We start from the raw sequence: 20916 nt of genomic DNA on the forward strand, positions 1-20916 counted from the left end.
AACGCCGACGAACGCTCGGCCGCCACGCCGTGCCCGTGTTCTCATTGACCGGTGACGGCCGCCCCGCCCCGGTACCGGCTCGTCGAGCTCGGTCACGCCACCCTCGTCGAACGCCTCGACGAGGCGCTCGACATCTACGTGTCCGCCATGGGCTACCCGCCCGGCACCGCCCGCGCCCGCCGCTCGCTGTGGCTGGACCACGCGCGTCGTCCCGGCTGGCGGTCGGTCGGCTGGATCGGCGACGGCGGCCGGCTGCTGGGCATCGCCTACGGCTACCGCGGCGGGCCCGGCCAGTGGTGGTTCGAGGAGGTCCGTCGCGGGCTGCGGGCCGAGGCCCCGGAGCGGCAGAGCTGGCTCACCGACTACTTCGAGCTGACCGAGCTGCACGTGCGTCCCGACGCGCAGGGCGGCGGGCTCGGCGAGGGCCTGCTCCGCGCGCTCACCGCGGGCGCCGACAACGCCCGGGTGCTGCTGTCCACGCCGGAGCACCGACCGCGCCCGCCGAGCCGAGCCTGGCGGCTCTACCGCAGGCTCGGGTTCGTCGACGTGCTGCGCGAGCACCGGTTCACCGGCGACACGCGCCCCTTCGCCGTCCTCGGCCGCCCGCTGCCGCTGGACGCGCCGGCGACGCCGGTTCCGGGGATCACCGCGCTCCCACCCGGCGCGTCCTGACGCCACGTCGCGGCGCCTGCGGCGACCCACGACCACCGCTCCGCTCCGGCGCGCCGCCCCCACCGCAGCGGCCCGCCCGGCCGTGGCTGGCACCATGGCGGCCGTGCCCTCCCCGCACCCGCCCGCCGGTGCCGCACGGCCCGGCCGGCATCCCGCCCGCCGGTGCGTCGCGGCCCTGCTCGCCCTGCTCGCGCTCCTCGCCCTGCTGAGCGGCTGCTCGCGCGTCCGCGCCGCCCTCGCCGTGCAGCCCGACGACACCGTGCGGGGCGAGCTGGTCGTGGCCACCCCCGCGATCGGCCCGGAGGACAGCGGCCCGGTGATCACCGTCCCGCCGGACCTGGACGTGGACGTGCGCCCGTACCGGATCGACGGCTACACCGGGACGCGGCTGACCTTCTCCGACCTGACGTTCGAGGAGGTGTCGCGGCTCACGGAGGTCGCGGCCCTGCCCGACGGACGGGTGCAGTTCGCGATGCGGCGGGCAGGCAACCGGGTCCTCGCCGAGGGCTCGGTGGACCTCGCGGGCGTATCGGCCAACCGGGCCGACTTCCAGCTCAAGATCACGTTCCCCGGCCAGATCCTCGAGACCGACGGTGACGCCGAGGGCAGCACGGTGACCTGGACGTTCGAGCCCGACGAGAAGGGCGAGATCCGCGCGGTGACGAGCTACGTCGACCCCCACGGGCCGTCGCTGCTGCTGTGGGCGACGCTGCTGGCGGTGCTCGTCGTGGCGGCTGCGGGTGCCGTCGTGTGGCTTGCCCACCAGGAGCGCAACCCGCCCGTCGTCCGCATCCGACGCTGACGGCCGGGGCTGGCTAGGCTCGGGCACCGTGATCTCCCCCGAGGACCACCGGTGACCGGCGCCGTCGGCACCCAGCCGGCCGGGCTCGACGACCGGGTGCGCGACGCCGTCGAGGAGACGCTGCGGGCCTACCTCGACCGCCGTGCCCTGGAGGCAGCGGCGATCGATCCGGCGTTCGGGGAGGCGGCAAGGGCGCTGGCGGAGTTCGTGACAGGCGGCAAGCGGGTGCGCCCGGTCTTCGCGTGGTGGGGGTGGCGGGGCGCGGGCGGCGACCCGGACGGCCCGGACGCGCCCGCCGTGCTCACCGCCGTGAGCGCGCTGGAGCTGGTGCAGGCGTGCGCCCTGGTCCACGACGACCTGATGGACGACTCGGCGACCCGGCGCGGTGCCCCGACCGTCCACGTGCGGTTCGCGGCGCGCCATGCCGGGGCCGGGTGGACGGGCCGGGCGGAGCGCTTCGGCGCCGCGGCGGCGATCCTGCTGGGCGACCTGGCCCTGGCCTGGGCGGACGACATGCTGCGCTCGTCGGGGCTCCCGGCACCGGCCGCGGCCCGGGCCTCGGTGCCCTGGGAGGCGATGCGGACCGAGGTGCTCGGCGGCCAGTACCTCGACGTGCTGCATCAGGCCGCCGCGGACACGACGGCGGCGGGGGCGCAGCGCGTGAACCGCTTCAAGACCGCCGCCTACACCGTCGAGCGGCCGCTGCACCTCGGCGCGGCCGTGGCGGGCGCGGAGGACGCCCTGATCACGGCCTACCGCCGCTTCGGCGCGGACGTGGGCATCGCCTTCCAGCTGCGGGACGACCTGCTGGGCGTGTTCGGCGACCCGTCCGTCACCGGCAAGCCCGCGGGCGACGACCTGCGCGAGGGCAAGCGGACGTTCCTGCTCGCGCTCGGGATGCAGCGCGCCGAGGAGCGCAGGGACGCGACGGCCCGTGCCGAGCTGGAGTCGGCTGTCGGCGACCCGGGGCTGGACGACGCGGCGGTCGATCGCGTCCGCAGCCTGCTCGTCGAGCTCGGGGCGGTGGCGGCCGTCGAGGAGCGCATCGCCGAGCTCACCGGGACGGGGCTGCTGGCCCTGGAGGGGGCGGGGATCGCCGAACCGGCCGCGACGCGGCTCGCTGAGCTGGCGGTGGCGGCCACGCGCCGGCAGCGGTGACTCCCACGATGGGGCGCGTGGTGAGCGGCCCGCCCATGCCCGCTCGAGGCGCCCGGCCCGCGGCGGACGTCGTCCCGGCGGACCGGCCGTGACCCGGACGATCCCCGGCCCGACCGATCACGTCGTGGTCGTCGGAGCCGGCCTCGCCGGGCTGTCCGCCACGCTCCACCTGCTCGGTGCGGGCCGCCGCGTGACGCTCGTCGAGCGGGCCGACCATCCGGGCGGCCGGGCCGGGCGCCTGGACCTGACGACGCCGCGCGGCACCTACCGGCTGGACACCGGCCCGACCGTCCTGACGATGCCGGAGCTGCTCGACGAGGCGCTCGCCGCGGTCGGCGAGCGCCTCGCGGACCGCCTGGACCTCGTCGCCCTCGATCCCGCCTACCGGGCGTGCTTCGCCGACGGCTCCACCATCGACGTCCGCACGGACGCCGCCGCGATGGAGGCCGAGGTGCGGCGGGTGTGCGGGCCCGCCTCGGCGGCCGGGTACCGGGAGCTGCGGGACTGGCTCACGCGCCTGTACGAGGTGGAGATCGACGCGTTCATCGGCCGCAACTTCGACTCCCCGCTGGACCTGGTCGGGCGGGATCTGGTCCGGCTGGCCGCGCTCGGCGGGTTCGGGCGGCTGGGACGCAGGGTCGCGACGCTGCTGCCCGACGAGCGGCTGCGGCGGGTGTTCTCCTTCCAGGCGCTGTACGCAGGGGTCCCTCCGCACCGGGCGCTGGGGGCGTACGGCGTGATCGCCTACATGGACACGGTGCGCGGCGTGTTCTTCCCGCGCGGCGGGATGCGGGCGATCGCCGACGCGCTGGCCGGGGCCGCGTGCGCCACGGGCGCGACGCTGCTCACCGGCCGGACCGTGACGGGGCTGGAGCGGCGCGCGGGGCGCGTCGTCGCGGTCCGCCACGGTGCCACCGGGGACGGCCCGACGGGCCCGACCGAACGGCTGGCGTGCGACGCCGTCGTCCTCACCCCGGACCTGCCGGTGGTGCACCGCCTCGTCGGCAGGGCGCCGCGGCGGCCCGTGCCGCTGCGCTGGTCGCCGAGCGCCGTGGTCGTGCACGCGGGCGTGCGGCGGGCCCGCCCCGAGCTGGCCCACCACACGATCTCGTTCGGCGCGGCGTGGGACCGCACCTTCACCGAGATCATCTCCGAGGGCAGGCTGATGAGCGATCCGTCGCTCCTGGTCACCCGCCCGACGGCGACGGACCCGTCGCTCGCCCCGCCCGGCGCGGACGTGCTGTTCGTCCTCGCGCCGTGCCCGAACACCCGCACCGGTCCGATCGACTGGCCGCGGGTCGGTCCCGCCTACCGCGACGAGATCCTCGCCGTCCTGGAGAAGCGCCATCCGCAGCTGTGCGGGCTCGATGCGGACGTGGAGGTGTCCCGCCTGGTCACCCCCGCCGACTGGGCCGCGGACGGGCTCGCGGCCGGGACGCCGTTCTCGGCGGCGCACACCTTCGCGCAGACGGGCCCGTTCCGCACCGCCAACCTGGTGCGGGGGCTCGACAACGCGGTGCTGGCCGGGTGCGGCACCACCCCCGGGGTGGGCATCCCCCCGGTGCTGATCTCCGGGCGGCTGGCTGCGGCGCGTGTGACGGGTGGGTGACGGCACGTGACATCGAACGCGCGTGGGCAGGGCCCGGTCAGCCCGCTCACAGGGCTCGTGCCACGATGGCCCCTGCCATGACGACCCACGCCGTCCCCCAGCCTGCGCCCGCGGCCCAGCCGCGTCCCGCGTCGCCGCGCCCGGAGCGGACCGTGCTCCGCCGCCTCGGCGCCCCGCCGCGCACGCCGCTGCTGCTCGGCCTGGCGGCGTCGGTGCTGCTCGTCGTGGGCGGGTTCGGCGCGGGCGGCACCCTGGTCCACGACCCGGTGCTGACGAACTCCGCGCTCGGGTTCTGGCGCTACGGTCACGGCCGCGAGATCGCCACGGCGCTGATGTACATCGGCCTCGCGCTGATGGCCTACGCGTGGGTGCGGCTGGGCCGGGGCGTCCTGGCCGGGCAGGTCGGCGGCCGGGCGGTGCTGACCACCGCCCTGACGTGGATGACCCCGGTGCTGTTCGGGCCGCCGCTGCTCACCCGGGACATGTACAGCTACCTGGCGCAGGGCGCGCTGCCCCTGGCCGGGCTCGACCCGTACGCGGTGGGCCCGGAGGCGCTCCCTGGGCCGCTCGCGGACAACGTGCACTCCTTCTGGCAGGACACCCCGGCGCCGTACGGCCCGCTGTTCATCCTGGTCGCCAAGGCCGTCGCCTGGGTCGCAGGCGAGGACATGATCCCGGGCATCCTGCTCATGCGGCTGGCGCTGCTGCCGGGTCTGGTGCTCCTCGTCTGGGCTTTGCCCGAGCTCACCAGGCGGATGGGCGGGCGCATCCCGGTCGCGCTGTGGATCGCGGTCGCGAACCCGGTGATGGTGGTGCACCTCGTGGGCGGCGGGCACAACGACCTTCTGGTCATGGGCCTGCTCGCGACGGCGGCGCTGCTCACCCTGCGTGGCCAGCACGCAGGCGGCATCGCGCTGGCCACGCTCGCGATGGCGGTCAAGGCGAGTGCCGGCCTCGCGCTGCCGTTCCTGGTCCTGATCTGGGCGGCCCGGCTGCCGGGGTCGCAGCCGGCGCGCATCGCCCGTGCGGCCGCTCAGGGCGTCGCGGTGTTCCTCGTGGTCTTCACGGCGTGCACCCTCGCCGCCGGCGTGGGGCTCGGCTGGCTGCCCGCGCTCAGCGCGCCGTCCATGATCGTGAACTGGCTCTCCCTGCCCACCGGCGTCGGGCAGCTGCTGCACTCGATCGTCGGCATCGTGGTGAACGTGTCGGCCCAACCGTTCATCACCACCATGCGGGTGATCGGCGGCATCGCCCTCCTGGCGCTGGCGGCGCGGCTGTGGTGGCAGTCCCGCGACGGCGGGCCGGACGCGGTGCGGCGCGCCGGCATCGTGCTGCTCGCCGCCGCCGTGCTCGGCCCGGCGATGCTGCCCTGGTACCCGGCGTGGGGGATGGCCCTGCTCGCGATGGCGGCGTGGAGCGCCCGCTGGCTCGCCGTCATGGTGTTCAGCTCGCTGATGCTGCTGGTCGTCTTCTACACCAATGGCGAGGCCGCGGTGGAGAACGTGCCGTACCTGCTGGTCTGCGGCCTGCTGAGCCTGCTCGCCGCGGTCTCGCTGCTGCGCCCGGACCCCCTGCGCCTGCGTGAGCGCTGGTCCGCCCCGCACCACCTCGTCGTGGCCGATGCGCGGACCCGGGGCCGCTGAGCTGGACGCCGCAGGCGTCACCGAGCCCGCGCTGCGGGCCGCGTACGCCACCTGCCGCTCGCTGAACGCCGCGCACGGCCGCACGTACTTCCTCGCCACCCGGTTGCTGCCGCCCGCGCGCCGGCCCGCGGTGCACGCCCTCTACGGCTTCGCGCGCCGTGCCGACGAGATCGTGGACGACGTCGAGGACCTTCGGCCGGTCGCGGCGAAGGCCGCCGACCTGGACGAGCTGGGATCGCGGCTGTCGACCGCGCTCGACGACGGGCACGCGGCAGACCCGGTGCTGGCGGCGGTCGCCGACACGGCCCGCCGCCACGCGATCGACCACCGCCACTTCACGGACTTCCTGGCGTCGATGCGGATGGACACCCACGTCACCGAGTACGCGACGTTCGACGACCTCGCGGTCTACGTCCACGGCTCGGCCGCGGTGATCGGGCTGCAGATGCTGCCGGTCCTCGGAACGGTCGTGCCCCGCGCCGAGGCCGAGCCCGCGGCGGCCGCGCTCGGGGTGGCGTTCCAGCTCACGAACTTCCTGCGCGACGTCGGCGAGGACCTGGACCGGGGTCGCGTCTACCTGCCGGCCGAGGAGCTGGCGGCCTTCGGGGTGGACCGCGAGCTCCTGACGCGGTGCCGTCGGCTCCGGCGCGCCGACCCGCGGGTGCGCCGCGCGCTCGCCCACCTCGTGGCGCACACGCGCGCGGTCTACCGGCGGGCCGAGCCGGGGATCGCCTTGTTGGAGCCGGTGTCGCGCGCCTGCGTGAGCTGCGCGTTCGTGCTGTACCGGGGCATCCTCGACGAGATCGAACGAGCGGGGTACGACGTGCTGCACCGGCGGGTCGCGGTGCCGCGCAGGCGCAGGCTCGCGGTCGCGGCCCCCGGGTTCGCGCGGGCTGTGGCGGCGCGGCTCAGAACGCCATCGCCTGAGCGCGCCGCTTGACCTCGCGGTGGCGCCCCGCGCGAAGGGCCTCGATGGGGGCACCGGGCAGGGACTCGTCGTCGGTGAACAGCCAGCGCAGGATGTCCGGGTCGTCGTAGCCGCCGTCGCGCAGCACCGTGATCGTGCCGGGAAGGCCCTTGACCACCGCGTTCCCGGAGAGGAAGTCCGCCGGGACCACCACGTCGCCCTCGCGGCGCAGCGACAGCAGGTGACCGTCACGGACGAGCTGGTGGACTCGCGAGACGGGCAGCGAGAGCCGCTGCGCGACCTCGGCGACAGGCAGCACAGCCACGTCCGGAGACAGCGACGCGGAGGCGCCGGGGGCGTCGTTCACGGTGCGACACCCTGCCACAGCTGCGGGGGTGCACGGCAGGGGTACGCGGTGACGGGGTGCGGCGGCGGTACGGTCACGTTCGTGAACGCCGCTCCCCCCGCAGGCGCGCTGCTCGACGGCCGGTACCGGCTGGGCGCGATGATCGCGCGGGGCGGCATGTCGACGGTCCACCGGGGCACCGACACCCGGCTGGACCGGCCGGTAGCGATCAAGGTGATGGACCCGCGGCTGGCGGGCGATCCGGCGTTCCGCACGCGGTTCGAGCGGGAGGCGCGGTCCGCAGCGCGGATCGACCATCCCGCGGTCGTCGACGTGCACGACCAGGGCGCCGATCCGCCGGACGGCCCGGAGTCGGTGCTCTTCCTCGTCATGGAGCTCGTCGAGGGGTGCACGCTGCGCGACGTCCTACGCGCCCGCGGCGGGCTGGGCGTCCCGACGGCGTTCACCGTGCTGGAGCACGTCCTCGCCGGGCTCGCGCAGGCCCACGGGCTCGGCCTCGTCCACCGCGACGTCAAGCCCGAGAACGTGCTCATCGGGCGCGGCGGCGAGGTGAAGGTCGCGGACTTCGGGCTGGTGACGGCGTCCGCCGCGGCCGGGGCGAGCCACGCGGGGATGATCCTCGGCACCGTCGCCTACCTCTCGCCGGAGCAGGTCGTCACCGGCGCAGCGGACGCCCGCAGCGACGTCTACGCGGCGGGGATCGTGCTCTACGAGATGCTCACCGGCGCCCCGCCCTACGTCGGCGACACGGCGATCTCGGTCGCCTACCGCCACGTCAACTCGGCGGTGCCGGCCCCGTCGCTCATCGCGGGCGACGTCCCGCCGGAGCTGGACGCGCTGGTCGCCCGCGCCACGGACCGCGACCCGGCCGCCCGGTTCGCGGACGCGAACGCGATGCTCGCGGCCTTGCAGGAGCTGCGGGTGCTCCTCGGCGTCCCGCACGTGCGGATCCCGGTCCCGGCCGCGGCCGCGCCGCCGCCGCGCCGCACGGCCACGCTCGTGGCGCCGCGCCCGGACACCGACGGTCCCGTGCCGGCCGGAGACCGGGCCACGCCGCACCGCCACCGCCCGACGGGAGTGCTGCCCGCGACGCCGTCGGGCGGCCGCAGCAGGCGGGTGCTCGCCGCCTGGATCGCGGTCGTCGCGGTGCTCGGCGTGCTGGTGGCATCGGTGGCGTGGTGGCTCGGCACGGGCCGGTGGACGGTGACGCCGTCGGTCGTCGGGCTGGAGCGGGCGGCCGCCGAGCGGCTGCTCGGGGAGGCGGACCTGTCGGTCACGGTGGCGACGGCACTGTCCGACGACGTCCCCGCCGGGATCGTCTCGGCGGTCGATCCGGCGGCGGAGTCGGAGGTGCTGCGCGGCAGCACCGTGCAGCTCACGGTCTCCGCGGGTCGCCCGGCCGTCCCCCCGATCGCGGCCGGCACCGCGGTCGACGAGGCCGAACGGATCGTGCGCGAGGCGGGGCTGACCCCCGTCCGGCGGGAGGCCGACCGGCACGATCCCGCCCACCCCGTCGGCGCGGTGCTGCGCACGAACCCCGCCGCCGGCACGGTGCTGCCGGTGGGGGCCGAGGTGGCGCTCGTGCGGAACGTCGAGAAGAACTCGGTGACGGTGCCGTTCCTCATCGGCCGCGACGAGGACGACGCCCTCGACGAGCTGGAGGATCTGGGCCTGGAGGGCGAGGTCTACTCGCGGTTGCCGTTCGGCTTCGACGGCGGCCGCGTCGTCACCCAGGATCCCCGGCCGGGCTCCGAGGTCGAGCCGGGCTCGACGGTCGAGCTCGGCACGCTGTGACGCCCGCTTGACGCCACGCCCACGCCCGCTCGACGCGGTCCGGGTCGGGCTCCTGGCGCTGGGCCTGCTGTGCGTCGCGACGGGCCTGCTCCCGGTCGCCGACGCCGCGGCGAGCCTGGCCCGCATCGGGCCGCTCCTGTTGTTCCTCGCGAGCGTCATCGTGCTCGCGAGGCTCGCCCGCGTCGCGCAGCTGTTCGACGTCCTCGCGGTGCGGATGGCGATCGCGGGGAGCGGCCGGTACGCGGCGCTGTTCGTGGGCTGCGTGGCGTTCGCGTCCCTCACCACGGCGTTCCTGAACCTGGACACCACCGCCGTGCTGCTCACACCCGTCATGCTGGCGCTCGCCGCGCGTTGCGGCATCGCCGCCCTGCCGCTCGCGATGACCACGATCTGGCTGGCGAACACGGCGAGCCTGCTCCTGCCCGTCTCCAACCTGACGAACCTGCTGGCCGCGGACCGCGTCGCGCTGACGGCGCCCGAGTTCGCGGCCCGGATGTGGCTGCCGCAGCTCGTGGCCCTCGCCGCCACCACGGCGTTCCTGTGGGCGTTCTACTGGCGCGCCGGAGCCCGCGGCGCCGACTCCTACGTCCCGCCCGAGCCGGTGCGGCTCGCCGGGCGCCGCGAGCGGGCCCTGTGCACGGTGGCCGCCGTCGCCTGCGGCGGGTTCATCGTCGCGATCCCCCTCGTCCACGACCGGATCGGGCTCGCCGCGCTCGCCGCCGCGCTCGTCGTCGTCGCGGCGTTCGCCGTCCTGGACCGTCGGCCGCTGCGCCCGGGCCTGGTCCCCTGGCACCTGCTGGCGTTCGTGACGGGCCTCTTCCTCGTCGTGCCGACGCTGGGCCGGTTCGGGCTCGGCGAGGTGATGACCGCGCTCGTCGGCACCGACCCGGGGGCGGCCGGGGCGTTCCGGGCCGCCGCGGCCGGGGCGGGCCTCTCGAACCTCCTGAACAACCTGCCCGCCTACGCCGCCGGCGAGGCGGCGGTGCCCCCGGGGAACCAGACGCAGCTGCTGGCGCTGCTGGTCGGCACGAACGCCGGCCCGCTCGTGACCCCGTGGGCGTCGCTCGCGACCCTGATCGGCCTGGAGGCGTGCCGCGACCACGGCCTGCGCGTCCCGATGCGCGCCTTCGTGCTCACCGGGCTCGGGCTGGCCGTGGTCGCGTGCGCGGGCGGCGTGGGCGCGCTGCTGCTCACGGCCGGGTCGTGACGACCGCGGTCCGTCGACGGTCCCGTTCGCGGAGGGCTCGGTAGGCTCGACACGGCCGACCGCGCCCGGCCGCGGCGCGAGCCGTTACCGCGCGGGAGGGTGACGGGTGGAGCAGCACATCCGGTTCTGCACCGGCCGTGACGGCGTCCGGCTGGCCTACGGCACGCACGGGCGCGGGCCGGTGATCGTCAAAGCCGCGAACTGGGTGACACACCTGGAGCACGACTGGGTCAGCCCCGTGTGGCGGCACTGGTGGACCGACCTCGGGCGCGAGCACCGGGTGGTCCGCTACGACCAGCGGGGTTGCGGCCTGTCGGACCGCGACCCACCCCGGTTGAGCCTGGACGACTTCGTCGACGACCTCGCCGCGGTGGTCGACGCGGCGGAGCTGGAGCGGTTCGTCCTCGTCGGCATCTCGCAGGGCGGGGCCGTCGCGACGACCTACGCGGTGCACCACCCGGAGCGGGTCAGCCACCTCGTCGTCTACGGCGGGTACGCCAGGGGCCGGCGGCTGCGCGACCTCACTCCCGAGCAGGAGGCGGAGGTCGACCTGCTCGACCGCATCGTGCGCGTCGGCTGGGGTCGGGCCGACCCGGTGTTCCGCCGGGTGTTCACCGCCCGGTTCCTCCCGGGCGCGACCGAGGCGCAGATGGCCCGGTTCGACGAGATGATGCGGGTCTCGGCCACTCCGGACCTGGCGGAGCGGCTGCGCGCCGTCTGGGGCGGGATCGACATCCGCCCCCAGCTCGCCGCGGTGACCGTCCCGACCCTCGTCGCGCACGCCCGCGACGAGCGGGTCATCCCGTTCGAGGAGGGTCGGATCCTCGCCGCCGGGATCCCGAGTGCCCGGCTGCTGTCCCTGGACAGCCGCAACCACCTGCCGCTCGCCGACGAGCCGGCGTGGCCGGTGTTCGTGCGCGAGCTGTACGCCTTCCTCGGCGCGGCCGCACCGTCGCCGGTCGGCGCGGTCGACCAGCTGAGCGCGCGGGAGCGGGAGGTGCTGCGGCTCGTCAGCAGCGGGCTGAGCAACGCCGAGATCGCGCAGCGGCTGTACCTGTCCCCGCGCACCGTCGAGCGGCACCTGTCGAACAGCTACGCCAAGCTCGGCCTCACCGGCCGCAGCGCCCGGGCTGCGGCGGCCGCCTTCGTCTCCCGCACCGACGGGTGACCGCCACCGCGCCCGCCCGGGATGGGTGGTGCGACGGAGGGCGGCGGCCCCGCGGGTGACCTAGCGTTTCGCCACGTCCTCCGGACGGCCTGGCTCGCAGGACACGACGGGCTCCCAGCCGCGCCCGCCCCCGACCGGTCCGGGAGCGCACCACACCGTCCTCGCCGGCACTCCCGACGAGCCGGCGGATCGCGCACGCCACGAACCAGAGAGAGAGGTGAAGGGATCATGACCACGCGCAGGGGCAGGTCCGCCGTCCGGAGCATCCCCGGGGGGCCGGGCCGCCGCGCCGTCGCCGACGTCGCTCCCGTCGTGCTCGGCGTCCTGCCGCTCGGGATGGTCGTGGGGATGGCCGTTCGGACCGCGGCGGTGCACCCGCTCCCCGGGCTCGGCACCGCGCTCCTGATCTTCAGCGGCGCGGGCAACCTCACCGCCCTCTCGGTGGCCGGGGCCGGGGGTGGGACGCTCGCGATGGTCGGCGCCGTCGCGATCGTCAACGCCCGGCTCGCGCTGTACGGGGCGCTCCTGGAGCCGCGGTTCCGCAGCCAGCCCTTATGGTTTCGCGTGCTCGGGCCGCACACGATCGTCGACCAGACCTACGGCCTGGCCGCCGCCCGGCCCGAACTCGGCGACGGCGCCCGCTTCCGCCGCTGGTGGCTGACGGTCGGGGCCGTCCTGGCCGCCGGCTGGTGCAGCGCCGTCGCACTGGGCCTCGCGCTCGGGCCGGTGCTCCCCGCCGGGTCGCCGCTCGCGATCGCCGGCCCCGCCTGCCTCGTCGCGCTCCTGGTGCCGCGACTGAGGGAGCTGCCGGGCCTGGCCGCGGCGGTGGTCGCCGCCGGCGTCGCGGTGGCCTGCGCCCGGCTGCCGGGCTCGACCGGGCTCGTCGCCGGAGCCGTCGCCGGGCTGCTGGCCGCAGCGGTCACGCAACGGGTGCGGCGGTGAGCGCGGCCGTGGGCCTGGCGGCGGCGGGAGTGGTGAGCTGGGTGCTGCGGGTGCTGTTCATCGCGGTCGTCCCGGTCCGCCGGCTGCCCGACCGGCTGCGCGCGACCCTGAACCACGCCGGCACCGCCGTGCTCGCCGCGCTGGTCGCCGGTGGGCTCGCCCGGCCGCCCGGCGGCGGCGTCCCCGTCGGGGCGGTGCTCGCGCTGCTGGTCGGCGCGCTCGCCGCGTGGCGCACGCGCTCCCTGCTGGTCAGCGTCGCCGCCGCGGTGGGTACGTTCGCGCTGCTCGGTCCCTGATCCGCCGCCGCGTCCGGTCGCGGCCGTGCGCGCCGCGCGTCCGGTCCCAGCCGGGTCCCGTCCCAGCCGTGCACAGGGCCGAGTCCCGCCCCAGTCGTGCACACCGTGGCGTCACGGTGCACACCGCCCACCGTGTGCACGGCGACGGCAGCCTGTGCACCGTCCCGCTGTCGAGCGACACCGGGTGCCGTTCCGCACCTCCCGGACCCGTGGCCGTCCGGTCCCGGGACCGCGCCACCGGCCAGCAGCCACGGCACCGGTGCCGCCCACGGGCTCGGGTCGAGCCGCGTGGCCGAGCGGGCCCCGTCGGCAGGGGGTGCCGACGCACTCTCGTCCGTCGTGGTCGGGCCGGGCGCCGTCGGCGGGGGTCACGACGGCACCCGGCCCTGCATGTGTGCGCGCCGCTCGGCATCCAACGCGATCCCGGCGAGCACGCACGGCCAGCGCGCACCCGGAACGCCGTACCCCGGCACCCGCAGCGGGCGCTCCCGTGCTCGCGCACTGGTCGGCGGCGGGATTCCACCTCGGTGCTCGCGCTTCTCGGTCCCTCACCCGCAGGCGCCGCCGTGTCCCGTCCCAGTCGTGCACACCGTGGCGTCGCCCTGCACACCGCCCACCGTGTGCACGGCGACGTCAGCCTGTGCACCGTCCCGCTGTCGAGCCACACCCGGTGCCGCCCGTCCGCACCTCGAACGCCGGCCCGCCACACCGGATCGTCCGGCACCCGGTCACATCGGACCGTCGCGCGTCGCCGGGTCGGACGGACGAGACCGTCCGTTCCCGCCGTTGGCGATGCACCGCGCACGAGCCGCGGCGCAGTACAGGGTGCACGGCCAGCGGCCGCCCGATCCGGCTGCGGTTCGGCAACCACCACACCGCCCGTCGGGCAGGCACACGTGGTCGGCGAGCAATCGCCGCCACACGTCCGGCATCCCGGCGAGGACCAGCGGCAACGACCACCCTCCTGCGGTCTGCTGGACGTTGTCCTGCCCATCTGCTTCCACGGGTTCAGCCTTGCGTTGTCGATCAACACCGGACACCCCACGACGGCTCGACCTCCTCGCGGAACTCCCTGTTCGACGGGGAGTACGGTGCGCCAGCATGGCGATCTCTCGTCAGCGGCGGGAACAGGTCGAGCTGAGTCGCGCGCTTCGTGACGAGGGCTCCAGTTGGCCCACCATCGCCTCGACCCTGCGCACGCACTACGGCCTCAACGGCCGTGTTGCGATGAGACTCGCCCGTGGCTGGAGTCAAGCCGACGCCGCCGCCCAGTGGAACCGGCGGTGGCCGGACGACCCCAAGACGTTCAAGTCGATCTCCTACTGGGAGAACTGGCCGGGGAGGACCGGCCACGCGCCGTCGCTAATCGTGCTGGACCGGTTAGCACGGATGTACGAATGCGATGTCGCCGACCTTGTTGCCGGGTGGGGTGAGCATCGCAGCGACCGTGAGCCCGACGAACCACACGACGCCGACGAGCGTGCACTCATCTGGAGGATTCAGCACCTCGGGCTGCACCAGCTCACACGGGCATTGACCGACGTCGCGTCCCGGTGGCCGCCACGACGGCGCGGGGCACTGCTGCTCAAACTCGGTACCGCAGCCTCACTCGCTGCGACATCGAGCACGACGAACCCGTGGCCGACCTCCACGGTCGGTGCGCTCGACGCGCTCGAGGGCCGATGGACGAGCGTCTACGGATACCACAGCACGAGCAGGACCCTGGATCTCGAGGGCATGCACGAGATCGTGCTCCGAGCGGAGCGCGGACGGCTCCGTGGCCGCAGCGACCCGCATCCGGACGGCAGCGAACTCGACCTCGTGCTGTCGATCGACGGGAATCTCGCGACCGGTCGGTGGACCGAGCGGACGTCCCCGCACGGTCACTACCGCGCGGCGACCTACCACGGCGTTGTGCAGTTCGTGGTCGAGCCGACCGGACGATCGATGGATGGGCGCTGGCTCGGGGTCAGCAAGAGATTCACGATCAAGTCTGGACGATGGACGCTGCGCTGGTCGGGCCCGGCTCCGAACCCGTGATCAACGCCACCACGCGCCGACCAGCGGGCAGCTCCCCATCAGCGACCATCCTGAAGAGCCCGTACAGCATCTTCCCGACGTACACACGATCCGGGGTGAAGCCGTGGCGCCCTCCGAAGTCCGCGCAGAACTCGGCGAGAGCGGGTGTCGAGCGGGCAAACCCGCCGCAGTGGAACCGATGATCGATCCGCCAGTTACCGAGCGAGCGTCCGAGGGCCTCGCGATGGAGCCGATCGACGTCACCGTCGAGGGACCTCGCGCCGCGCAACACGCTGAACCCGATGGCGTCCTGACCGGGACCGAGACCGGCGGCGAGGCCCGCGAGCGTGCCTCCCGTTCCCACCGGGCACACAACGGTGTCGAACGGCACGTCGATCTCGCCAATCGCCTCAGCGCAGCCGCGCACCGCATGGACGGTCGTCCCACCCTCCGGGACGAGGTAGAAGTCGCCGAACGTGCGCCGGAGGGCGTCGAGCACGTCCGGGGCATGCTTGCGGCGGTACGTCGCACGGTCGAGGTAGTACAGCTGCATCCCGTCTGCGGCCGCAGCCTTCAGTGCGGGATTGGTCGGTCGCTCCTCGCCCCGGATCACGCCGACCGTTGCGAACCCATACCGGCGCCCCGCCGCCGCGACCGCACGGACGTGGTTCGAGTAGGCCCCGCCGAACGTGAGCAGCGTGGCCGCGCCTGCGCGCTGCGCGTCGGGCAGGAGATACCGGAGCTTGCGCCACTTGTTGCCGGTGACGACCGCGTCGATCAGGTCGTCGCGCTTGAGCCACACACGCACACCGCCGAGGCGTTCGTCCGCCAACTCAACCAGCGGCGACGGCAGCCGCGGGAGCCCGTCCGCAGCCGGGGACCCTGCACAGGACGTCGGTGCAGGGCGCTGCCGCATGTCAGCCCCGCAGCATCTCCGCGACGAGGAAGGCCAGCTCCAGGGACTGCTGGGTGTTGAGCCGCGGGTCGCACGCCGTCTCGTAGCGGCCGGCGAGGTCGGCGTCCGAGATCTCCTGCGCCCCACCCAGGCATTCGGTGACGTCCTCGCCGGTGACCTCGACGTGGATGCCGCCCGGGTGTGTGCCCAGCGCCGCGTGGACCTCGAAGAACCCCTGCACCTCGTCGACGATCCGGTCGAAGTGGCGGGTCTTGTAGCCGGTGGTGGACTCGACCGTGTTGCCGTGCATCGGGTCGCACTGCCAGATGACCTTGTGCCCGGAGGCCTCGACCTTCTCGACGATCCCCGGCAGGACGTCGCGCACCTTGGAGTTGCCCATCCGGCTGATCAGCGTGAGCCTGCCGGCGACGGCGTTCGGGTCGAGCCGCTCGACGTACTCGACGGCCAGCTCCGGGGTGGTCGTGGGACCGATCTTGAGCCCGATCGGGTTGGCCAGCAGCTCGGCGAACGCGACGTGGAACCCGTCGAGCTGGCGGGTGCGCTCCCCGATCCACAGGAAGTGGGCGCCGACGTTGTACAGGCGGGGGTCGCCCGTGCGCGTGTCGAGCCGCAGCATCGACCGCTCGTAGTCCACCAGCAGCGCCTCGTGCGAGGCGTAGAACTCGGTGGTGTGCATGCGGTAGTCCTCGACCCCGCAGGCGTCCATGAACCGCAGCGCCCGGTCGATCTCGGCGGCCAGCGCCTCGTAGCGCTCCCCCGCGCGGGACTGGCGTACGAAGTCCTTGTTCCAGTCGTGCACCATCGACAGGTCCGCCATGCCGGTGGCGGTGAGCGCCCGCACGAGGTTCATCGCCGCGCCCGCGTTCGCGTACGCGCGCACCATCCGCGACGGATCCGGCACGCGGGCGGCGGCGTCCGGCTGCAGCGCGTTGACGATGTCGCCCCGGTAGGACGGCAGGCCCAGCGCGTCCACCGGCGAGCTGCGCGGCTTCGCGTACTGCCCGGCGATCCGGCCCACCTTCACGACCGGCAGGCTCGCACCGTAGGTGAGCACGATGGCCATCTGCAGCAGCGTGCGGATGGTCGCCCGGATGCGCGGCTCGGTGTTGTCGACGAACGTCTCCGCACAGTCCCCGCCCTGCAGCAGGAACGCGCGTCCCTGCGCGACGTCGGCCAGGCGCTCCTGCAGCCGGTCGACCTCCGGCGGCAGCGTCACCGGGGGCACGCTCTCCAGGACTGTGCGCACGTGGGCCACCTGCTCGGTGTCCGGCCAGTCCGGCTGCTGCGCGGCCGGGCGGGCCAGCGCGTCGTCGAGGCGGGCCCGCAGGTCGCCGGGCAACGGGGGCAACTCGGGCAGGACGTCGACCGGGGCGTCGATGGACCAGTTCACAAGGTCAGAGAGTACTGCGCGGCCCGGCCTCGGCGGAGCGGCCACCGGGCGGCCCGTGCCCTCCGTCCGCACGACGGCATGGGCCATCAGGCCCAACCCGCGACGCCGGTCTCACCCCGATGGACGCCATCACCACCTGGTCTGCAGGGAACCCGCGGCCATGGAAACAATCCTGTGGATCCTCGCGGTCGTCCTCGTGGTGTTCGGCGTCGTCTCGCTGGTGCGCGGTCAGCTCCTCGCCGGCATCGCGCTGATCGTCGTCGGCCTGCTCGTCGGGCCGGGCGGCGTGAGCCTCTTCACCTGACGGCCGTGTCGGCGCCCGCCCGAGCCTCCTCGATCACCTGCCAGCGACGCAGGTTCAGGCGGGCGTCCGCCAGGGCGTCGTGGGCGTCCGCCCCGTGCTGCGGCAACGGCGGGCGCCCCACGTCCTCCCAGCGCTGGCGCAGCTCGCGGGTGAACCGCGGCAGCGACCGGGGCAACGCCGTCATCGGCCCCCAGAGCTGGCACAGCGCCACATGGTCGTACGCGGCGATCCACGCCCACAGCTCCACCTCACCCGGCGCGCGGTTGAGGAACGTCAGCAGGTCGGCGCGCAGGCGGTCGCGACCTCGCCAGGCCCGGTCCGCGGGCGACGGCAGCTTCGGCAGCACGTGCGCCCGCACCCAGGGCCCGGCCCGTCCCGGGTCGAACTCGGTCGAGACCGCGTAGAACTCGCGCCCGTCCTCCCCGACCACACCGATCGAGACCAGGTCGATGGTCGTCCCGTCCTCGATGAACTCGCAGTCGTAGAAGAAGCGCACCCACCCAGGCTAGGCGTCCGGTGCGCCTCAGCCCGCGCGGGTGTGCGCGACGCGGGCGGGCTCGCGGCCGTCCGCGGCGGCCCGTTCCTTCACTGACGCGGCATACATGTCCACATAGGTCTGACCGGAGAGCTCCATCAGCTCGTACATCAGTTCGTCGGTCATCGACCGCTCGATGAACCGGTCGCCCGACAGGCCCGCATACCGCTCGAAGTCCAGCGGCTCGCCGATCTTGATGTGCACCTTGCGGGGGCGCCAGACCCGCGAGCCGATCGGGTTCACCCGGTCGGTGCCGATCATCGCCACGGGGATGACCGGGACGCCGGCCTCCAGCGCCATCCGCGCCACGCCGGTCTTGCCCTTGTAGAGCCTGCCGTCGGGCGAGCGCGTGCCCTCCGGGTAGATGCCCAGCAGGTGACCCTCACGCAGCAGCCGGATGGACGTCTCCATCGCCGCCATCGCGGCCGAGCCGACGGAGCGGTCCAGCGGGACCTGCCCCATCCCCGTGAAGAAGATCTTCTTCAGCTTCCCGACCAGGCCCGGAGCGGTGAAGTACTCGCGCTTGGCCAGGAACGTGACCTTGCGGGGCAGCAGCAGCGGCAGGAAGAAGGAGTCCGCGACGGCGAGGTGGTTGCTCGCCAGGATCGCCCCGCCGTCGGCCGGGACGTGCTCGGCACCTTCGATGGTGGGTCGGCACAGGAGCCGCATGAACGGTCCCATCAGGACGTACTTGCACCACCACCACATCACCCGGCAATCCCGCCTTCCACCCTCGACCCATCCATCAGGGTAGGGAGGTCGCCGGGGTCGGACAACGCCAGCACCCCGGTGTTCTCGTCACGGACATGCCAGGATGACGCCGTCGTCACACGAGGTCCCGGGCGGGAGGAGGCGGTGTGCAGCGCGACGCGGGCGAGCCCGACCCAGCCGACGAGTTCGAGCGCATCGTCGCGGGTTGGCGCCGGGAGAAGTCGGTGCCGGCGTGGCCCGACGATCTCCCCCCCGACGGCGGGACGCAGGGCGGAGCCGCCGGCCCGGGTTCGCCCGAAGCGACCGAGCCCGCCGGGGACGCCCGCCCGCCAGGCCGGAGCGCCCGCGAGGACCCGCCGTTGCCGGACGCGCACCCTGCCGTGCCGGCCGCCGGCCGCGACCCCGACGACGGGGCACCGGACGCCGACCACTTCGTCCCGCCCGAGCCGCCGCCGTTGCCCCCGGTCGGGCCACCCTTCCTCGTCGGGGTCGGGCTGCTGCTGCTCGGGGTCGTGCTGATCGCGGCGCCGTGGTGGATCGGCATCCCGGACGTCTACGGCCTCCCGCTCGGGCTGGTCACCCTCGCGGGCGGTCTCGGCTGGCTGGTCCTGCGGCTCTGGCCGGACCCGCCGACGCGCGGCGGCGGCGACGGTCACGACAACGGCGCGGTGCTCTGATCCCGGACCCGCTCCCCCACGGTAGGGCGTCAGGTCGACCCGGGCCCACCGCACACTCGGCGTGGCGACGTCGCGCCGAGCGTGCAGTCCCTCAGGACGCAACCTGACTCACTGCACACTCGGTGGGTGAGCCGGGTTCAGCGGCGGACGGTGATCCGTTGCACCGGTCGGCCCGGCGGGCGGTCCGACGGTGGACGGCGATGCGTGTCCGCCGACCCCGTCGGCGCGGGCGCGGGCGTCCCGGCAGACGGCGCCGCCCCGAGCCCTTCGTCCAGGGCGGCCCGCAGCACCGCGAGCAGCCCCGCCGCGTGGTCAGCGGCCTTGGCTGCGAGCTCGGATCGCTCACCGCGCAGGACGGCGACCACCGCGCAGACCGGGCACACACCGCAGGCCGCCGCCGCACCCGCCGGGACGGCCCCGTCCGCGCCCGGCGCGGGTGCCGACCGCTGCTGGCCCTGGATCCGCTCGATCACCGGCTCGATGCGGTCCAGCGCCCCGTCGAGCAGCGCCCGGAACTCGGCCGGGAGCGCCGCATGGCCCTCGCACGCCGTCACGTGCGGCCCGCCGCGGGCCACACGGACGGATCGGGCCGGAACGTGATGCACAGGTCGTCGCCCTCGAGCCGCGCCCCGGTGACCGCGCAGCGCACCAGCACCGACGGCAGCGCCACCAGCCTGCGCGTGCCCCCCGCGGAGATCGCCAGGTCGTCCCCGACCCGGGTGAGGTCGAGCGGGGCGTCCGCGGCACCGGGCAGGCGCAGCGCCAGCTCGAACTCCGAGTCCGGCGACACGCCCGAGCCTGCGGTGCGCCGCACCGTCAGCAGCGGGGCCGGGTGGGCGTCCCCGGGGGTCGCGGCCGGATCGACGTTGCCGTACAGCCCGCGCGCCACGCGCAGCAGCGCCATGATCCCGACGGGCTCGCCCGCGGCATGATCCGCGGTGCGCAGCGGCAGGTCCAACCCGCCGAGCTCGGCGAGCACCGCCTGCTGCTCCGTGTGCCGCTGCCGCAACCAGCGGGCGGCGGGCCCGCGCAAAGACGGCGGCGGGCCGGGCACCACCCGGTTCGCCACCACCCCGTCCACGTGCAGGCCGTGCAGGGCCAGGGCGGTGATCGTGCGCCTGGTCTCGGCGGCGACCACGCGTTCGGGGGTGAGGACGAGCCGGATGCTGGTGCGCTCGTGGTCGGCCAGCATCGAGCGCAGGGCCGCGAGCTCGACGGCGAGCGTGTCGAGGGCGTCCACGGTGGCGTCCCAGGCCGCCGCGGGCTTCGAACCGCGGGTGGCGCCCGCCAGGCCCGCGAGCATCCCGCGGACGGCGCGGCGGTGCGCCGGGAACAGCCGCTCCAGGTAGCCGGAGATCGCCTCGGGCAGGCCGAGCAGCCGCAGCGTCTCCGCGGTGGGCCCGCAGTCGACCACCACGACGTCCCACACCCCGGACTCCGCCGCCCGGCGCACCTCGCCCAGGGCGAGCAGGTCCTCCACCCCGGGCACGACGGTCAGCTCGTCGGCGACCAGCTCGTCCACCCCCGCACCGGCGAGGATCGTGCGCAGGTGGCCCTGCAGGCCGCCCCAGGCCTCGTCGAGCAGCATTCGGGTGTCGACGTGCGCGGCGAACAGGCCCGGTTCCAGCTCCCGGGGCTCGCCGTCCAGCTGGGCCGCGAGCGCGTCGCCGAGGGAGTGCGCCGGATCGGTGGAGATGACGAGGACCTTGCACCCGTTGCGGGCGAGCAGCGCAGCCGTCGCCGCCGCGAGGGTGGTCTTGCCGACGCCACCCTTCCCGGTGAACAGCACGACACGCACG

21 protein-coding genes are annotated in these 20916 nt (G+C 75.0%); 14 read left to right on the plus strand and 7 right to left on the minus strand.

Annotated features, from left to right (window positions below):
• Positions 1-51 precede the first annotated feature (51 nt).
• The 6 genes from AB7J25_RS14965 to AB7J25_RS14990 all read left to right on the plus strand — a co-directional run bounded on the left by AB7J25_RS14965 (position 52) and on the right by AB7J25_RS14990 (position 6824).
• Entirely contained in the window at positions 52-672 is a 621-nt protein-coding gene (locus AB7J25_RS14965; protein ID WP_428509328.1) for a GNAT family N-acetyltransferase, read from the plus strand.
• A gap of 103 nt (positions 673-775) precedes the next feature.
• Positions 776-1474 carry an LppM family (lipo)protein gene (locus AB7J25_RS14970; protein ID WP_428509330.1) on the plus strand — a complete coding sequence of 233 codons (699 nt, stop codon included), beginning with the start codon at positions 776-778 and terminating at the stop codon, positions 1472-1474.
• A gap of 51 nt (positions 1475-1525) precedes the next feature.
• On the plus strand, positions 1526-2632 hold the full coding sequence (locus AB7J25_RS14975; protein ID WP_428509332.1) for a polyprenyl synthetase family protein: 1107 nt from the start codon (positions 1526-1528) through the stop codon (positions 2630-2632).
• A gap of 88 nt (positions 2633-2720) precedes the next feature.
• Positions 2721-4241 (plus strand): phytoene desaturase family protein, encoded by a 1521-nt coding sequence (crtI, locus tag AB7J25_RS14980; RefSeq protein WP_428509334.1) that lies wholly within the window; start codon positions 2721-2723, stop codon positions 4239-4241.
• Positions 4242-4318: 77 nt separating this feature from the next.
• Complete coding sequence (gene mptB, locus AB7J25_RS14985; RefSeq protein ID WP_428509336.1) at positions 4319-5884, plus strand: polyprenol phosphomannose-dependent alpha 1,6 mannosyltransferase MptB; 1566 nt, start codon at positions 4319-4321, stop codon at positions 5882-5884.
• The gene (locus AB7J25_RS14990) at positions 5862-6824 is read left to right on the plus strand and encodes a phytoene/squalene synthase family protein (RefSeq protein WP_428509338.1); all 963 of its coding nucleotides are present in this window, start codon (positions 5862-5864) and stop codon (positions 6822-6824) included. Before mptB ends, AB7J25_RS14990 begins: the two co-directional genes overlap by 23 nt.
• Here AB7J25_RS14990 and AB7J25_RS14995 read toward each other — a convergent pair.
• The gene (locus AB7J25_RS14995; RefSeq protein WP_428509340.1) at positions 6793-7158 is read right to left on the minus strand and encodes an Rv2175c family DNA-binding protein; all 366 of its coding nucleotides are present in this window, start codon (positions 7156-7158) and stop codon (positions 6793-6795) included. The genes AB7J25_RS14990 and AB7J25_RS14995 overlap by 32 nt on opposite strands.
• A gap of 81 nt (positions 7159-7239) precedes the next feature.
• Here AB7J25_RS14995 and pknB point away from each other — a divergent pair, with 81 nt between their 5' ends.
• The 6 genes from pknB (at position 7240) to AB7J25_RS15025 (ending at position 14605) form a co-directional block, all read left to right on the plus strand.
• Complete coding sequence (gene pknB / locus AB7J25_RS15000) at positions 7240-8952, plus strand: Stk1 family PASTA domain-containing Ser/Thr kinase (RefSeq protein WP_428509342.1); 1713 nt, start codon at positions 7240-7242, stop codon at positions 8950-8952.
• Between the two features lie 7 nt (positions 8953-8959).
• Positions 8960-10159, plus strand: a complete 1200-nt coding sequence (locus AB7J25_RS15005) for an SLC13 family permease (RefSeq protein ID WP_428509344.1) — start codon at positions 8960-8962, stop codon at positions 10157-10159.
• Positions 10160-10265: 106 nt separating this feature from the next.
• Positions 10266-11327: an alpha/beta fold hydrolase gene (locus tag AB7J25_RS15010; RefSeq protein ID WP_428509346.1), complete on the plus strand. Its 1062-nt coding sequence runs from the start codon at positions 10266-10268 to the stop codon at positions 11325-11327.
• Positions 11328-11555: 228 nt separating this feature from the next.
• Positions 11556-12269 (plus strand): AzlC family ABC transporter permease, encoded by a 714-nt coding sequence (locus AB7J25_RS15015; protein ID WP_428509348.1) that lies wholly within the window; start codon positions 11556-11558, stop codon positions 12267-12269.
• Positions 12266-12565, plus strand: coding sequence for an AzlD domain-containing protein (locus AB7J25_RS15020; protein ID WP_428509350.1), 300 nt, complete (start codon positions 12266-12268; stop codon positions 12563-12565). Before AB7J25_RS15015 ends, AB7J25_RS15020 begins: the two co-directional genes overlap by 4 nt.
• A gap of 1101 nt (positions 12566-13666) precedes the next feature.
• Positions 13667-14605: a helix-turn-helix transcriptional regulator gene (locus tag AB7J25_RS15025; RefSeq protein ID WP_428509352.1), complete on the plus strand. Its 939-nt coding sequence runs from the start codon at positions 13667-13669 to the stop codon at positions 14603-14605.
• Here the strand turns inward: AB7J25_RS15025 and AB7J25_RS15030 are convergent.
• Both AB7J25_RS15030 and AB7J25_RS15035 read right to left on the minus strand, forming a co-directional pair.
• On the minus strand, positions 14553-15386 hold the full coding sequence (locus tag AB7J25_RS15030; protein WP_428509354.1) for a 1-aminocyclopropane-1-carboxylate deaminase/D-cysteine desulfhydrase: 834 nt from the start codon (positions 15384-15386) through the stop codon (positions 14553-14555). The two genes, AB7J25_RS15025 and AB7J25_RS15030, sit on opposite strands and share 53 nt — an antisense overlap.
• Before the next feature lie 115 nt (positions 15387-15501).
• Positions 15502-16890 (minus strand): class II 3-deoxy-7-phosphoheptulonate synthase, encoded by a 1389-nt coding sequence (locus AB7J25_RS15035; protein ID WP_428509356.1) that lies wholly within the window; start codon positions 16888-16890, stop codon positions 15502-15504.
• A 160-nt stretch (positions 16891-17050) separates the two neighbouring features.
• Between AB7J25_RS15035 and AB7J25_RS15040 the strand changes: the two genes are divergently transcribed.
• Positions 17051-17194, plus strand: a complete 144-nt coding sequence (locus tag AB7J25_RS15040; protein ID WP_428509358.1) for a GPGG-motif small membrane protein — start codon at positions 17051-17053, stop codon at positions 17192-17194.
• Here AB7J25_RS15040 and AB7J25_RS15045 read toward each other — a convergent pair.
• On the minus strand, positions 17187-17690 hold the full coding sequence (locus AB7J25_RS15045; protein WP_428509360.1) for a polyadenylate-specific 3'-exoribonuclease AS: 504 nt from the start codon (positions 17688-17690) through the stop codon (positions 17187-17189). The two genes, AB7J25_RS15040 and AB7J25_RS15045, sit on opposite strands and share 8 nt — an antisense overlap.
• Before the next feature lie 27 nt (positions 17691-17717).
• Entirely contained in the window at positions 17718-18440 is a 723-nt protein-coding gene (locus AB7J25_RS15050; protein ID WP_428509362.1) for a lysophospholipid acyltransferase family protein, read from the minus strand.
• A 146-nt stretch (positions 18441-18586) separates the two neighbouring features.
• Between AB7J25_RS15050 and AB7J25_RS15055 the strand changes: the two genes are divergently transcribed.
• Complete coding sequence (locus AB7J25_RS15055) at positions 18587-19117, plus strand: hypothetical protein (RefSeq protein WP_428509364.1); 531 nt, start codon at positions 18587-18589, stop codon at positions 19115-19117.
• Between the two features lie 137 nt (positions 19118-19254).
• On the opposite strand, the gene AB7J25_RS15060 is transcribed toward AB7J25_RS15055, so the two are convergent.
• The gene (locus AB7J25_RS15060; protein ID WP_428509366.1) at positions 19255-19671 is read right to left on the minus strand and encodes a hypothetical protein; all 417 of its coding nucleotides are present in this window, start codon (positions 19669-19671) and stop codon (positions 19255-19257) included.
• Positions 19668-20915, minus strand: a complete 1248-nt coding sequence (locus AB7J25_RS15065; RefSeq protein WP_428509368.1) for an ArsA family ATPase — start codon at positions 20913-20915, stop codon at positions 19668-19670. Before AB7J25_RS15065 ends, AB7J25_RS15060 begins: the two co-directional genes overlap by 4 nt.
• Between the last annotated feature and the right edge of the window lies 1 nt (position 20916).

Origin of the sequence: Pseudonocardia sp., from assembly GCF_050246655.1 — a bacterium.
Taxonomy (GTDB): domain Bacteria; phylum Actinomycetota; class Actinomycetes; order Mycobacteriales; family Pseudonocardiaceae; genus Pseudonocardia.